This window comes from Micromonospora sp. NPDC023966, assembly GCF_040639095.1.
Classification (GTDB): domain Bacteria; phylum Actinomycetota; class Actinomycetes; order Mycobacteriales; family Micromonosporaceae; genus Micromonospora.
Map to the genome: position 1 here is coordinate 21,923 of NZ_JBEZZJ010000041.1, position 14,542 is coordinate 36,464.

Genomic DNA, 14,542 nt, shown 5'->3' on the forward strand with positions numbered 1-14,542 from the left:
CGCGGGCAGTCCGGTGATCTGCGTATCCAGGTCGAACTGCGGACGCGACCGGGTGTCGGTAACCGCCGCTCCTGGTCCTTCGGGGGCGTTAGCCTGGTGGCAGGGCGCGCGTTATGGCGCATTGGTCCTGCTCGCCCGGTTTGGGCGAGTCGACGGGCCGTCACGAACGCCGGACGCCGATCAAGGGCTGCCGGGCCGCTGCCGGCAGAAACAACAGGGGGGAGAGCGATGAGCGACACCGCCTCTGATGTCACGGTGGCCTTCGTGCACGGCGCCTTCGCCGACAGCTCCAGCTGGAACGCGGTGATCGGCCGTCTCCAGGCGGCGGGGGTGACCACGACGGCGATCCCCAATCCGCTGCGCGGGATCACCGAGGACGCCGCCTACGTGGCCAGCGCTCTGCGTCAACTGCCGGGCCGGGTGTTGGTGGTCGGTCACTCCTACGGCGGGGCGGTCATCACCAACGCCGTGCCGATGGCCGACAACGTCGTCGGTCTCGTCTACGTTGCGGCGTTCGCTCCCGACGAGGGCGAGACCCTGATGGACATCGAGGGCGGGTCGAAGGACAGCGTGCTGACGTCCGCGATCCAGCCACTGCAGTACCCGACCGCCCAGGGCACCGAGACCGAGTTCCGCATCGACCCGGCCAAGTTCCACGACGCATTCGCCAGTGACGTCTCGGACGCCGACGCCGCGGTGATGGCCGCGACGCAGCGGCCCGTCTCGTCACTGGCGTTCTCGACACCCTCCGGGCCGCCGGCGTGGAAGGCCCTGCCCGCCTGGGCGGTCGTGGCGATCGGCGACAAGGCGGCAGGCAGCGACGTCGTCCTCAAGATGGCCAAGCGGGCCGGTGCCACGATCACGGAGGTTGAGGCCTCGCACGTGGTCATGGTGACCCAGCCGCAGGTGGTCGTCGACGTCGTCACGGAAGCCCTGGCCTCCGTCGCCAGGTGACGCCGGAGGTCGGACCCGATCCGGCCCATCCGGGCCGGCGTGCTCGCGCTGTGTGAAGCCGAGGTCGGGCGACGGGCCCGGTGGTGAACATCGGGTGCAGCCGCGAAGAATCGTGCCGTCAGGCATTGACACGCAGAAGGTTTCCTTCAACGATGCCTATCCATGAAGACGAGTCGCGTGGGAGCCGGGGTCCGTCGCACGCTGGTGTGCTCGCTGCTCGCGGGGTTGCTCGCGGTGTTCCCGGGCGTGGTGTCGCCGGCGGCGGCGAGCGTGTCCGCGACATCGGCCACCCTGGCCGGCTACCCGGTGTGGGCGCACTTCACCGACCCGACCGCCGGACGCGACTACACCATCCTCACCGAGCTGCAACGGCTGATCGACGCCACTCCGGCGGGTGCCACGATCCGGGCGGCGATCCACTCCCTCAGCGTCGATTCGGTGGCCGACGCGCTGGTGCGGGCCCAGACCCGCGGCGTCACCGTGCTGGTGGTCCTCGACGGTAAGAACGCGACCTCGACCGACCCCGCCATCACGACGATCAAGCAGTTGACCAACCACCAGTTCTGCCTGAACAGCAGCGGCGGTCACGGCTGCATCAGCACCAGCGCCGCGGGCGACATGCACACCAAGCTGGTCACCTTCTCCAGCACCACCGACCCGAACGGCGTCGCCCGCGGCAACGTCGTCTGGTTCGGGTCGAGCAACCTCACCTACGCCACCGGCCCGGACGCGTTCAACAACTCCGTCACCGTCTACGGCGACGCGGCGCTCGCCGCCGGCCTGAACGCGAACTTCACCGACCTGTGGAACCGGCGGCACTACAGCGGCAACGACTACTACGACTCCGCGTCCGGTCGCGGCTACTACCAGGCGGCAGCAGCCGACGCGTACGCCTCACCCGAGGGGGTGGGGCAGACCGACACCATCGCCACCCGGCTCAACGACCTCACCCCGGACGCCAACTGCCGACTGCGCGTGGCCATGGCGGCGGTGACCACCGGCCGCCCACAGATCGTCAGCCTGGTCGGCCGGTTCCGCGCCGCGGGGTGCAAGGTCTGGATGGTGATCGGTACGAACGCCGACGGTGGCATCGCGATGAGCCAGTCGGTCTACAACGAGCTACTCGACGCGGGCGTGTCCATCCGCCGCAAGGACAAGGTGCACGACAAGTTCTTCGTGGCCTACGGCAGGTACGGCAGCGCCTACCAGTACCGCGTCTACACCGGCTCCCAGAACTGGACCCAGGACGCGCTGAACGAGAACGACGAGATCTTCGTCAAGATGGCCCCCGAGAGCGGCAGCGCGCACCCGCTCTACGACGGCTACTACACCCACTTCAACGACGCGTACAACACGGGAGTGACCTGCGCGAAGAGCAGCTTCCCGTGCCGATCCTGACCGCTGCCGGCCAGCGGGTCCGCGGCGCCGAGCGGGGCGGTCGCTACCGCGCCCGAGCCCGGTCCGCGAGCCAGTCGTCGAAGGTCGTGGGCGCGATCCGGGCATCCGGGCCCGGCAGCAACACGTTGCCCGCCATGTCCGCGCCGAGAATCCCCTCCCACGTGGGGACGAGGGTCATCTCGCGTCCATCCGCCTGCTGGGTCCGGCGCGCCATGTCCACGAGATCGTGACGATCGGGGCCCGCCACGTCACGGTGGCGTCCCTGGGGCGGCCCACCGGCCACCTCGGCGAGGACCTCGGCGACGTCACCCGGGGCGATCGGCTGGATGAGCAGCGGCGCGAGGTAAGTGGTGCCGTCCTGTTCCGTCCAGGTGGCCACGGTCGCGGCGAAGTCGAAGAACTGGGTGAAGGGCACGATGGTCCACGGCACGTCGCCGGCCGAAACCAGTCGCTCCTGCTCCCGCTTGCCGAAGTAGTGCGCGTTCCCGGCGATACGGTGCACCTCGACGATGGAGAGCAGGACGTGGTGCCGGACCCCCAACTCCTGCTCGGCCCTCAGCAGATTCCGGGTGGCGGCGGCGAAGTACGCCACGGTGGCCTCGCGGTCGGCCGGTGGCGCGCTGATCGCGTCGACGACGACGTCGACCCCGGTCAGCGCCTCGTCCAGCCCTCGGCCGGCCACCAGGTCGACACCGTGCGACCGGCTGATCGGAACGGGGTCGTGGCCGTGCCGGCGCAGGGCGGGCACGGTCAGGGAGCCGATGTTGCCGGATGCGCCGGCGACGGCCACACGCATGTCTGGCTCCTGTCTCAGATCCGGTGCGAGGCGCACCGGACGTGACCGGGCACCGGCCCACTGAGGAGCACTGCCCGGAAGATGCCCGGACGGCTCCACACGCTCGCGGATCGGCACACCGGGCCGACACCTCACGCTGAGCTTCAGGGTAGGGGGAGGGCGGCGTGCCGCGAGCCCGGAATCGAGCGACGCGACCGGGCCGCCGGTGCGGGGCATCGGAAGGGGCAATGCGCGTTCCGCGCGGCGCTCGGCTCTCCACCCGATGGGTCTGTGGCCGGCCGATGAGTTTGGGATGCTGCGACGGTCTACCCGTCGACACCACCTGACTCGAAGGGACCCCCGATGGCAAAGGTCATCTCCACGCTGTTCATCTCGGCCGACGGCGTGGCCGAGATCGACCCCGACTGGCACTTCCCGTACTTCGACGAGAACATGGGCCGCGCCGTCGGCGAGGACTACGACACCGCTGACGTGCTGCTCATCGGCCGCGAGACCTATGACAGCTTCGCCGGGGCCTGGCCCGACCGTGAGGCCGCAGGTGGCGAAGACGCATCGTTCGCCAAGCAGCTCGGGGACGTGCGCAAGGTGGTCGTCTCGCGCCAGCCGCTGGAGTTCTCCTGGCGCAACTCGGAGCTGATCAAGGGTGATCTCCTCGAGGCCGTCGCCGCCCTCAAGGCCGATGCCGGCGTCAAGGGCGTCCTCATCCCGGGGTCGATCTCCGTGGTGCAGCAGCTGCTCGCCGCGGGGCTGGTCGACGAGCTGCGCCTGCTGGTGCATCCGGTGGCGGCACGCAAGGGCCGCAAGCTGTTCGACGAGGGCGACGCGCCGTACCACCTGCGGGTGACGGCCACCGAGGTGTTTCCGACGGGCGTGATCCGCGTGATCTACGCACCGACCGCGGCGCCGGCGAAGGTCGGTTACGCCGATGTCAAGGACCAGGTGCCCGAAGGAAACTAGGGCCATAATCCGATCTTCGACGCGCTGAACGGTCACCCCGGTCCGGGCGCCACCGCCGACTCGACACAGGCCCTAGCATCGTCGCCATGGCAACGCGGCTTGTTCAAATCAACATGAAGGCTCGGGACGACTCCGCGCTGGGCGGTTTCTGGGCGGAGGCGCTCGGCTGGGGAGTCTCCAGCGAGGGACCCGGCGTGACCAACCTCGAACCCGAGGGCTTCGTCTACCCCGACCCCGTCGCCGTCTGCATCGACCTCATCGCCTCCCCGGAACCCAAGACGGTGAAGAACCGCGTGCACGTCGACCTCGCCACCACCTCGGCGGCCCATCAGGCGGAGGTGGTCATGCGCCTGAAGGATCTCGGCGCGACACCCGCCGACGTAGGCCAGGGCGACGTCCCATGGACGGTCCTGGCCGACCCGGAGGGCAACGAGTTCTGCGTGCTGGACCCCCGACCGCTCTACCGGGACACCGGACCGATCGCCGCGGTAGTGGTCGACTGCGCCGATCCGCGAGCCATGGCCCGCTTCTGGGGCGAGGCCATGGACTGGACCCTGCACGAGGTGACCGACCACAACGCGGTCCTGCGCTCCGCCAAGGGCGTCGGCCCATATCTGCAGTTCCTCCGCACACCCGACGTGAAGACCGTGTGGAACCGCGTCCATCTCGACGTCCGCCCATACCCAGGTGACGACCTGGAGGCCGAGGCGGCCAGACTGCGGACTCTCGGTGCCACCGCCATCGACCTCCGCCAGAGCGTCCCGTGGACGGTCCTCGCCGACCCGGAAGGCAACGAGTTCTGCCTCCTCGCCCCAGGCTGACCCCCACCCCCGGGGGCGCGATCGGCGGCCCGGATCTCACGTCCCCGGTGAGTTGTCCTGGTCGGCGGGGATGAGCGGCTGCGGCGCCGGCGACAGGATGTGGCGGCCGGCGTCCAGGTCGGTGAGGTCTCCGGCGGCGTTGATGAGGCCGATGTGCGAGAACGCCTGAGGAAAATTACCCAGGGCCTCCCCGCTGTCCGGGTCGATCTGCTCGGCGAACAGGCCCAGGTCGTTGACCCGCCCGGCGAGCCGCTCGAAGAGCTGCTCGGCCCGGTCGCGCTCGCCGGCCAGCACCAGGCAGCTCACCAGCCAGAAGGAGCAGATCAGGAAGCCGGCGGGGTCACCCTCCCAGCGGCGCAGCAGGCCGTTGTGGGACAACCGCTCCTCGATCACCCGGATGGTGGAACGCATCCTCGGATCGTCGGCGGGAAGGAAGCCCACCAACGGGATCAGCAGCACCGACGCGTCCGGCTCATCGCTGTCGAACGCCCCGCTGAAGGCCGACAGCCGGTCGCTCCAGCCCCGGGTCAGCACGGCTCGGCGCACCTCGTCCCGTGCCGCCGCCCACCTGGCGACGTCCGCCTCGGAGCCCAGGTGGGACCCGAAGCGGACGGCTCGGTCCAACGCCGTCCAGCACTGCACCTTCGATGACACGTAGTGGCGTTCGGCGTCGCGTTCCTCCCACATCCCGGCGTCCGGCAGGTGCCAGTCCCGCGCGGCCCGCTCGGTGATGGCGCGCAGCAGTTGGGCGATCTCCGGCGGCATCGGGTCGAGGAACTGCCGCATCAGCCACGCTGCGGCGAGCGGCTCACCGTGTACGTCGTTCTGCCGTTGCCGCCAGGCGTCGTTGCCCACCATCACCGGGCGGCTTCCGGCGAAGCCCGCCAGGTGGTCGAGGTGGTGTTCGGTGAGGTCCCGTTCCCCCTCGACCCCGTACATGATCGGCACGATGCCCTCGTTCATGCCCATCGACCGCACCAACCACCCGACGTGCAGGCTGAGCTCGTCGGCGCAGGCCACCCGCCAGAGCGCCTCCAGCGTGAAGCTGAAGTCGCGTACCCAGGCGTAGCGGTAGTCGTAGTTGCGTTCGCCGCCCAACTTCTCGGGCAGGGACATCGTCGGGGCGGCCACCACCGCGCCGCTGGGCCGGTAGGTCATGCCCTGCACCACCAGCGCGCTGCGTCGCACCTGCTCCCGGTAGCGGCCACGGTAGTCGTGCAGGTCGATCCAGGACCGCCAGCCCTCGGCGGCGTTGTCGATCGCCTGTTCGGCGTCGAGCACAGCCGGCGGGCCGGCGTCGTAGGCCGGCGCGTACCCCAGGGTGAAGCGTTGCGTCTCGCCGGCCCGTACGGTGAACGACCCGAACGCCTCCCCGAGCTCGCACACGAGTGGGATGGTCGTCCGCAGGTCCAGCCGGGTCGACGCGGCGATGACGACCAGCGCGTCGTCCTGCTGCGCCAGCTGGGGGACCATCCGGCCGTACTCCAACCGCGGCCGGTAGTGCATGCGCAGCGGGACCTCGCCGGACAGCCCTCGCACCACCCGGGCCAGCACCCTCGGCGAGTGCAGCCCGACCTCATGGCCCCGCGCTCCCGGCCCGAGCGCGAGCGCGTCGGTCACCGCCACGCTGCCGGTCGCGGTGGTGAAGACGGTGCGGAGCACGAGCGTATCGGTCAGGTAGGCACGTTCCGTGCTGAACCTGCCCTCGGGACGGATCGACCAGTGCCCGGCGTCGTCGTCGAGCAGGCGGGCGAACACGGACGGGGCGTCGAACCGGGCGGGGCACCACCAGGTCACCGAACCGGCGCGGTCCACCAGCGCCGCGCTGCGACCATCGGCCAGGAAACCGTGGTCCGCGATCCGTCCGCACCCCATGGAAGGAACTACCCGAGCCGAAGGCAGTGACACCGCCACATCTCGCCCCGAACGCGTCCTCGAGCGACCGGGTGGCGCCCGGACACCTCAGTCGGCGCGGGAGCCGTCGGCCACGACGATCGAGACGGGGGTCCCGGATTCGACGGTACGGGAGACGGTGCAGAGCCGGTCGTGCGACTGCTGCAGCGACCGGGGCAGCGCCTCGCGCGCCCGGTCACCGTCCGCGTCCGCCGGGAACGTCACGGTGAACTCGACCATGAGGTTCTGCATCCGGTTTCCGCCGGCCTCGTCCCGGATCTTGTCGCCGGTGACCTTCACCGAGAACCGGGTCGGCTCGGCGCGGCGGCTGGTGATGTGGTCCACGTCGATCGACGTGCAGCCTCCGATGGCCGCCAGCAGCAGTTCCACCGGCGTGAAGCTGCCGTCCTCGCCGGTGCCCATCGACAACGACCCGCCGCGGACGTTCCGCACGACGTAGTTTCCCAGGCTGGTGCGCTCGATATCCACCGAGCGGAAGGTGTCCGCACTCATGACCGGCACGCTACCTCCGCTCGGTCGGCCAGCACGACGACGGGGTGTCACCGGCGGCGCGGCGTGATCAGCCCCGACTCGTACGCCCACACGACGAGCTGGGCACGGTCGCGGCAGTGCAGCTTCGTCATGGCCCGGTTGACGTGTGTCTTGGCGGTCAACGGGCTGATCACCAGGCGCTCGGCGATCTCGTCGTTGCTCAGCCCCCGGGCGACCAGCTCGACCATCTCCTGTTCGCGGGCGGTCAGCACGTCCCGGCCGGCCGCCGGGTCGGCCAGCGGCGGGCCGGCGACGAACTCGCTGATGAGCGTCCGCGTGACCGCCGGGGCGAGCAGCGCGTCGCCGCGCGCCACGATGGCGATGGCCTGCAGCAGGTCGGCGGGGTCGGCGTCCTTGAGGAGGAACCCGCTGGCGCCCGCGCGGAGCGTGGCGAAGACGTAGGAGTCGAGCCCGTAGTTGGTGAGGATGAGGACGCGGACCGCGGTGAGGTCGGGATCGGCCGCGATACGCCCGGTGGCTTCGATGCCGTCGAGTCCGGGCATCTGCACGTCCATCAGCACGACGTCCGGCCGCAGGCGTCGTGCCAGCTGGACGGCTGAGGCGCCGTCGGTGGCCTCGCCGACGACCTCCAGGTCGTCCTCGGCGTCGAGCAGCGCCCGGAATCCGGCCCGCATCAGCGCCTGGTCGTCGGCGATCAGGACCCGGGTCATGCTTGGCCGTCCAGCGGGAACGTGGCCCGTACCGCGAACCCGCCGTCGTCGCGGGCGGCGACGTGCAGCAGGCCGCCCAGTCCGGTGACCCGTTCCCGCATGCCGCGCAAGCCCACGCCCGGTGTCACCGGCCGGACCGACGACGCCTGGCCGTCGTCGGTCACCGAGACGGTCAGCTGCGCCGGGGCGTACTCGACGTGGATCCGCGCGGTGGCGGGGCCGGCGTGGCGGGCCACGTTGGTCAGGGCCTCCTGGACGACGCGAAATCCGGCCTGGTCGACCTCGACGGGCAGGTCCCGGGGCTGACCGGTGACCGTCACGTCCACCGGTACGCCGGCCGCCCGGGTCCGCTCGGCGAGCTCGCCCACCCGGGCCAGCCCGACGCGGTCCTCGTCGGAGGGTGAGCGCAGCACGGCCAGCGTGGCCCGCAGCTCCCGCATCGCGGCGCTGCTCGCCTCCTGGATCGCCAGCAGCACGGCCGACGGTTCCTCGCCGTGCTTGCGGGCCAGGTGCACGGCGATCCCGGCCTGCACCTTGATCACGGAGATGCTGTGGGTCAGCGAGTCGTGCAGATCCCGCGCGATGCGCAGGCGCTCCTCCCCGGCGCGCCGCAACGCCATCTCCTCGCGGGTGCGTTCGGCCTCGATCGCCCGCTGCTCGACCTGTTCCAGGTAGGCGCGGCGCTGCCGCGCGACGAGCCCGGCGACGTTGGCCGCGAAGAACCAGCCCAGCAGCAGGGCGGTCCGCTCGACGATCTGCTGGCCGGGCCGGCCGGCGGGCGCCACCGAGACGTCGCGGGCCAAAAAGCCGCCGAGGAAGACGAGGCTGGCCACGGCGGCGACCGCCCGGTGCCCGCGCCACGCGGCGACGTAGACCGTGCCGAGGACGGCGAACGCGGCGGAAACCCCGGCGTGTACGCGGATGTGGAGGGCCAGCATGGCGACGGTCACCACGCTCAACGCCACCACCGGGTATCGCCGGCACACCGCCAGGGCCGCCGCCATGGCCAGGACCAGAGCGATGTCGACCGGCCGCACCGGCGCGGCGTCCGGCGCGAGCGCGGCGTTGGCGAGCAGGAGGCCGCCGAGGGCGAGGCCGCCGAGGGCGTACGGCAGATCGCGGCGCATGATCGAACTCTAGAGCGGCCGTCCGCGGGGAGCATCCCCCTTCCGTGGTAGCTGTGGCGTACTGCGGACGCGGTATCGGCGGCCGGGCAAGTGCCTGCGGCGGCACGACGCTTTCCCGACCCGCCGAGGCGAGCATCGAGCCCATGACATACCGCTTCTTCACCCCCGCTCCCGCGAAGGCGGCGACCGGTCTCACCGCGGAGGTCTACCGGCAGCTGCGGGACGAGTTCCTCGGGCCGGTGCCCACCTTCCAGGCGCTCTCGGCCGTGCCGGAGTTGCTCGCCGCGACCTGGGCGCTGCTGCGCGAGGCCCTGCTCGCCGGGGACGCGTCCCGGGTCGACCGCGAGCTCGTCGCGTCGGCGGTGTCCCGGGCCAACCGCTGCCGGTTCTGCGTCGACGCCCACGTGATGCTGCTGCACGCGCTGGGCGAACACGGGCTGGCCGAGGTCATCGCCCGGGGCGGGACGCCACCAGAGCCGTGGCACGCCGAACTCGCCGGCTGGGCCGAGGCCAGCCGCAGCCCCGGGGCCTCCGGCTGGACCAGCCCGTACGGCCCCGAGCTCACCGGCACCCTGCTCGCCTTCCACTTCATCAACCGGGGCGTCTCGGCACTGCTCGACCCGGATCTGCTGCCCGGCGGCCTGCAGCGCTCGCCCGTGGTGCGGTCGGTCGGGGGCCGCCTCTACGCCAGGACGGCCCGGGAGCGGAAGGAACCGGGCCGCAGCCTGTCCCTTCTCGACCCCGGCACCACGGTGCCGCCGGCCTGGGCCGGGGACAGCCCGGTCGGCGTCGCGTACGCGGCGTTGCGGAACGTCGCCCTGCGCGGCGGAGACCTGCTGGGCGACGTGGCCCGCCAGACCGTCACGGCCACCGTGCGCTGGGAGGACGGCCGGCACCCCGTCCGGCCCGGGGACTGGGCCGTCGACCTGGTCCGCGACGTGCCGGGCGCGGACCGGGTGGGAACACGCATCGCGCTGCTGGCGGCGTTCGCGCCCAGCGCGGTCACCGTCGGTGACGTCGCCCTCTGGCGGATGTCCCATCCGGACGACGCCGACCTCGTGCGGCTGGTCGCGTACGGCGCGATCACGGCCACCGATCACGTCGCCCGGGCACTGACCCCGTCCCCTCGCTAGGAGATCATCATGCGCAAGGCCCTCGTCATCGTCAGCATCCTGTTGCTCGTCGCGTTCGCCCTGCAGTTCGTGTTCGCGGCCGTGGGCGCGTTCACGAAACCCGCGGGCGACGGCGCCTACGCCCTGCACAGCGTCAACGGGTCGGCCGTCATCCCCGCCCTCACCCTGCTCACCATCCTGTTCGCGGTGCTCGCCAAGGCGCCGGGGCGGCTCATCGGACTGGCGGTCCTGCCGCTCGGCCTCGTCGTCGTGCAGGCGCTCCTGGCCATGTTCGCGAACGCGGCCACCGACGCCGCGGGCGCCAGCACTCCGTTCGGCCTGACCATCGCCGGGCTGCACGCGGTCAACGGGATCGTGGCGGTGCACGTCGTGGTCGGCGTGCTCCGGGGGGCCCGAGCGTTGGCCAGCCCGGCGCCGGCCGGCGTCACCCCCGTGCCGGTCCGCGAAGGGGAGCCGGCATGACGACCGGTTCGCTGCTCGCGGCCGACCTCGTGATCGCGGTCCTCGCGGCCGCCGGGTGGCTGGGCGGCGGCGCCGCGTCGGCTGCCCGGCGTCGTCCGCTCGCCCTGGGGCTGGCCGCCTTCGCGCTGCTCGCCACGGTCGCCCGGGCGATCACGATCACCGCGCTCGCCCGCGCCGGCTGGTGGTTCGCGGCGGAGAAGGTCCTCATCGCCGCCCCGCTCTCGCTCGCGGCGGTGGTCGTCGCCGGGCCGCGGCTGCTGCGCACCCCGCGCGACATCCGCTCCGTCGCGGTCCCGCTCCTCTTCGCGGGGTACGCGCAGAGCGGTGCCCTGCTCGTGACGGTCCTGCACGGCTATCCGGCGTCGGCGGGCCCGGGGCTCCTCGCGGTCTCCGGCGTGCTCGCGGCGACCGCGGTCTCGTGGCGCGTCCTCGGCGCGCGCCCGTCTCCGACGGTGTCCCGGAGCGCCGTCGCGGTGGCGGTCGCGGCGCTGGTGACCGGAACCGGGCTGGCCGCCGCCCCGGGCGCCGCTCCCGGCGTACTCCATGATCATGAGCTTCGGGATGCGCGGGCCGTGGGCGAACCGACCCGGCGGTTCACCCTGACGGCCGGGACCGCCACGGTGCGGGTGAGCGGCCGTGACGTCGCGGCGTGGGCGTTCAACGGGCAGGTTCCCGGGCCGGAGCTGACCGCCACCGTCGGCGACGTGCTGGAGGTGACGCTGCGCAACCGGGACATCACGCGAGGTGTCACGCTGCACTGGCACGGGTACGACGTGCCGAACGGTCAGGACGGGGTGCCCGGCATCACGCAGGAGGCGGTGCTGCCCGGACAGGAGTTCGTCTACCGGTTCCGCGCCGACCAGGCCGGGACGTACTGGTACCACACCCACGCGGTGTCCGACGTCGGCGTGCGCAAGGGCCTCTACGGTGTCCTGGTGGTGCGCCCCGCGCCGGCGACCGGCGTCGACGTCACGGTGCCGGTGCACACGCTCGAGAGCCTTCCGCTGCCCGCACCGAGAACCGAGCCGGTCGAGGCGGGGGTGCCCGTGCGGCTACGGCTGATCAACACCGACAGCACCACCCACCGGTACGCCCTGGCCGGGACGCCGTTCCGGGTCGCCGCCATCGACGGATCCGACCTGCGGGGCCCCACGTCGCTCGTGGACACCGCCGTGCTGGTGCCGGCCGGGGGACGCTACGACCTGGTGTTCACCGCACCCGCCACGCCGGTGGCGCTGTTCGTCGACGGACGGGCGGTCTATTCGACCGGACCGGTGTCGGCGAGCACCGAGGCGTGGCCGGTGCTGGATCCGCTCACCTACGGCGCCGCTTCTCCGGTGCCCTGGTCCCGGTTCGACAAGGAGTTCACCCTCGTTCTCGACCGCGGCCTCGACCTGCGCGGACTGCTTCCGCGGTACGCCCACACGGTCAACGGCGCGGCCGATCCGGACATCCCACCGCAGGTCGTACGCCTCGGCGACGTCGTCGCGTTCACGATCGTGAACCGGTCGCAGTTCGTGCACCCGTGGCATCTGCACGGGCATCACGTCCTGGTGCTGTCCCGCAACGGAAGGCCGGCGACCGGGAGCCCGTTGTGGCTGGACTCGTTCGACGTACGCCCCGGCGACGTCTGGGAGGTGGCGTTCCGGGCCGACAACCCCGGAACGTGGGCGAACCACTGCCACAACCTCGCGCACGCCGACGCCGGGATGACGCTGCACCTGATGTACTCGTGATCCTCGGCTGGTTCCGGCTCGGCGACGAGGGTGCGCACGGCGTCGAGGTTCACGCGGCGGACCCGCTCGCACGACACCTGGTCGTGGCTCGCCCGCAGCGCTGTTTGATCCGTCTACCCGGGCCTGCTTTCATCGCACCGGTCGACGGTAGGTTGTCCGGGGCGGAGGTGGGGCTCGGTGGCTGGGCGGTCTCTGGGCCGGGATTTCCGATGGCTGTGGGCGGCCTACGCGGTCAACGCCTACGGCTCCGGCCTGGGGTTCGGGGCGTTGCCGCTGATCGCCGTGCTGGTGTTGCACGCCAGCCCCGCTCAGGTCTCCGCGCTGGCAGCGGTGGGGCCGGCCGTGGGCGCGCTGATCGCGTTGCCGCTCGGGCCGTGGGTGGAGTTCCGCCGCAAGCGACCGGTGATGATCGCCATGGACCTGGCCCGGTTCGCGGTCATGCTGACGATCCCGGTCGCCTACGCGTTCGGCCGGCTCAGTTTCGTTCAGCTGCTGGTCGTCTCGGCAGTGGTCGCCGCGGCCAAGATCGCCTCCAGTGCGGCGAGCGGCGCCTACCTCAAGGCCCTCGTCCGGCCGGACGACCTGCTCGTGGCCAACGCCCGCTTCGAGTCGACGACGTGGAGTTCCATCGCCGTCGGCCCGCCGCTCGGCGGCGCGGCGGTCGGCCTGTTCGGGCCGGTGACCACCGTGCTGGCCGACGCGTTCAGCTACCTGCTCTCCGCGCTGGGCATCACGGCGATCCGCGGCCGGGAGGAACCCCCGCGGCGCACCGACGAGCGCCGGGCCCGGGCCGGCGAGTTGCTCGACGGCTGGCGGCACCTCCTCACCCATCCCGGCCTACGGGCGCTCTACGCCAACCAGCTGCTCGTCAGCGGACTGATCATGGCCACCGAGCCGCTGCTGGCCGTGCTCCTGCTCGGCCAGCTCGGATTCCCACCCTGGCAGTACGGCCTCGCCTTCGCCGCACCCTGCGTCGGCGGACTCATCGGCTCACGCCTGGCCCGCCGTGTCGTGGCGCGGTACGGCCAGCACCGGATCCTTCGTACGGTCGGCGCGCTCCGCGCGGTCTGGCTGATCGGCCTGGCCTTCGTCCAGCCCGGGGTGGCCGGCCTCGTGACGGTGATCGCGGTCGAGCTCGCGATCATCATCAGCATGAGCCTGTACAACCCGGTACTCGCCACCTATCGACTGGAGCACACCCCGAAGGACCGCGTGGCCCGCACCCTGTCGGCCTGGTCGATCGGCAGCAGCGCGTCCATCGCCATCCTCAGCGCGCTCGGCGGACTGCTCGCCGACGCCACCAGCCCCCGCACGGCTGTCACGGTCGCGGGGCTGCTGATCCTCGCCAGCCCGCTGCTGCTGCCTCGCCGCCCGGATCCCGCCCGCGTGCCGGTGCGCCACGCCGTCACGGTCGACTAGTCGGCGCTCCGACGAATCCTCAGACCTGTCGGCTTGAGTGGCGGCCGGCGCACCCGACGGGGGCGACGTACGGGCGGACGCTGTCGAGTGCCAGACTGCGAGGTCGGGGCGACCCGGCGGGACACGTGCGGATCGGCCCCGACCGGGGGAGGCCGTGAACCGGGAGGAAACACATCGTGGGTGACCAGACCAAGCCGGAGCCGCAGCCGCTGAGCACGGGGATCAACCCTGCCGTGCCACCGAGCGGCCCGGGCTGCGTGGAGTGCGAATCCTCCGGCGGGTGGTGGTTCCACCTGCGCCGCTGCGCGGCCTGCGGCCACGTCGGCTGCTGCGACTCCTCGCCGAGCCAGCACGCGACCGCTCACGCCGCCGCGACGGGTCACCCGGTCATCCAGAGCTTCGAACCCGGTGAGTCGTGGTTCTGGGACTACTCCAACGACCAGTTCCACCCCCACGGGCCGAAGCTCGCCGAGCCGGACTCGCACCCGGTCGACCAGCCTGCGCCCGGTCCCAGGGGCCGGGTACCGGAGGACTGGACGACCCGGCTGCACTGACCGGGGGTAGCCACGTCACATCCACCGGGGCCGGCTCGTCCGTGAGGCGAACAACCACAGAGGAGGGCT

Annotated in this window: 14 protein-coding genes; 9 read left to right on the forward strand and 5 right to left on the reverse strand. The window is 71.9% G+C overall.

Annotated features, from left to right (window positions below; all coding sequences use genetic code 11):
* Nucleotides 1-228: 228 nt before the first annotated feature.
* Complete coding sequence (locus AB0F68_RS31035) at nucleotides 229-954, forward strand: alpha/beta hydrolase (RefSeq protein WP_357344679.1); 726 nt, start codon at nucleotides 229-231, stop codon at nucleotides 952-954.
* A gap of 162 nt (nucleotides 955-1,116) precedes the next feature.
* Nucleotides 1,117-2,352 carry a phospholipase D-like domain-containing protein gene (locus AB0F68_RS31040; protein WP_357344681.1) on the forward strand — a complete coding sequence of 412 codons (1,236 nt, stop codon included), beginning with the start codon at nucleotides 1,117-1,119 and terminating at the stop codon, nucleotides 2,350-2,352.
* Nucleotides 2,353-2,395: 43 nt separating this feature from the next.
* On the opposite strand, the gene AB0F68_RS31045 is transcribed toward AB0F68_RS31040, so the two are convergent.
* A complete protein-coding gene (locus AB0F68_RS31045; protein ID WP_357344683.1) occupies nucleotides 2,396-3,148 on the reverse strand; it encodes an NAD(P)H-binding protein in 753 nt (250 codons plus the stop codon).
* A gap of 342 nt (nucleotides 3,149-3,490) precedes the next feature.
* Between AB0F68_RS31045 and AB0F68_RS31050 the strand changes: the two genes are divergently transcribed.
* Together AB0F68_RS31050 and AB0F68_RS31055 are read left to right on the forward strand one after the other, a co-directional pair.
* The gene (locus tag AB0F68_RS31050) at nucleotides 3,491-4,105 is read left to right on the forward strand and encodes a dihydrofolate reductase family protein (RefSeq protein WP_357344685.1); all 615 of its coding nucleotides are present in this window, start codon (nucleotides 3,491-3,493) and stop codon (nucleotides 4,103-4,105) included.
* Nucleotides 4,106-4,191: 86 nt separating this feature from the next.
* Entirely contained in the window at nucleotides 4,192-4,926 is a 735-nt protein-coding gene (locus tag AB0F68_RS31055) for a VOC family protein (RefSeq protein WP_357344686.1), read from the forward strand.
* A gap of 36 nt (nucleotides 4,927-4,962) precedes the next feature.
* Here AB0F68_RS31055 and AB0F68_RS31060 read toward each other — a convergent pair whose 3' ends face one another.
* The 4 genes from AB0F68_RS31060 to AB0F68_RS31075 all read right to left on the reverse strand — a co-directional run bounded on the left by AB0F68_RS31060 (nucleotide 4,963) and on the right by AB0F68_RS31075 (nucleotide 9,169).
* Complete coding sequence (locus AB0F68_RS31060) at nucleotides 4,963-6,801, reverse strand: glycoside hydrolase family 15 protein (protein ID WP_357344688.1); 1,839 nt, start codon at nucleotides 6,799-6,801, stop codon at nucleotides 4,963-4,965.
* Nucleotides 6,802-6,888: 87 nt separating this feature from the next.
* The gene (locus AB0F68_RS31065; RefSeq protein ID WP_357344690.1) at nucleotides 6,889-7,332 is read right to left on the reverse strand and encodes an OsmC family protein; all 444 of its coding nucleotides are present in this window, start codon (nucleotides 7,330-7,332) and stop codon (nucleotides 6,889-6,891) included.
* 47 nt (nucleotides 7,333-7,379) lie between these two features.
* A complete protein-coding gene (locus tag AB0F68_RS31070) occupies nucleotides 7,380-8,042 on the reverse strand; it encodes a response regulator transcription factor (protein WP_357344692.1) in 663 nt (220 codons plus the stop codon).
* Nucleotides 8,039-9,169 (reverse strand): sensor histidine kinase, encoded by a 1,131-nt coding sequence (locus AB0F68_RS31075; protein ID WP_357344694.1) that lies wholly within the window; start codon nucleotides 9,167-9,169, stop codon nucleotides 8,039-8,041. Before AB0F68_RS31075 ends, AB0F68_RS31070 begins: the two co-directional genes overlap by 4 nt.
* A gap of 143 nt (nucleotides 9,170-9,312) precedes the next feature.
* On the opposite strand from AB0F68_RS31075, the gene AB0F68_RS31080 reads away from it, so the two are divergent.
* The 5 genes from AB0F68_RS31080 (at nucleotide 9,313) to AB0F68_RS31100 (ending at nucleotide 14,473) form a co-directional block, all read left to right on the forward strand.
* Nucleotides 9,313-10,302: a carboxymuconolactone decarboxylase family protein gene (locus tag AB0F68_RS31080; RefSeq protein ID WP_357344696.1), complete on the forward strand. Its 990-nt coding sequence runs from the start codon at nucleotides 9,313-9,315 to the stop codon at nucleotides 10,300-10,302.
* 9 nt (nucleotides 10,303-10,311) lie between these two features.
* The gene (locus tag AB0F68_RS31085) at nucleotides 10,312-10,764 is read left to right on the forward strand and encodes a DUF6220 domain-containing protein (RefSeq protein ID WP_357344698.1); all 453 of its coding nucleotides are present in this window, start codon (nucleotides 10,312-10,314) and stop codon (nucleotides 10,762-10,764) included.
* The gene (locus AB0F68_RS31090) at nucleotides 10,761-12,500 is read left to right on the forward strand and encodes a multicopper oxidase family protein (protein WP_357344699.1); all 1,740 of its coding nucleotides are present in this window, start codon (nucleotides 10,761-10,763) and stop codon (nucleotides 12,498-12,500) included. The genes AB0F68_RS31085 and AB0F68_RS31090 overlap by 4 nt, the downstream gene beginning before the upstream one ends.
* Nucleotides 12,501-12,677: 177 nt before the next feature.
* Nucleotides 12,678-13,919, forward strand: coding sequence for an MFS transporter (locus AB0F68_RS31095; protein WP_357344701.1), 1,242 nt, complete (start codon nucleotides 12,678-12,680; stop codon nucleotides 13,917-13,919).
* A 176-nt stretch (nucleotides 13,920-14,095) separates the two neighbouring features.
* Nucleotides 14,096-14,473 (forward strand): UBP-type zinc finger domain-containing protein, encoded by a 378-nt coding sequence (locus tag AB0F68_RS31100; protein WP_357344703.1) that lies wholly within the window; start codon nucleotides 14,096-14,098, stop codon nucleotides 14,471-14,473.
* Nucleotides 14,474-14,542: the final 69 nt, after the last annotated feature.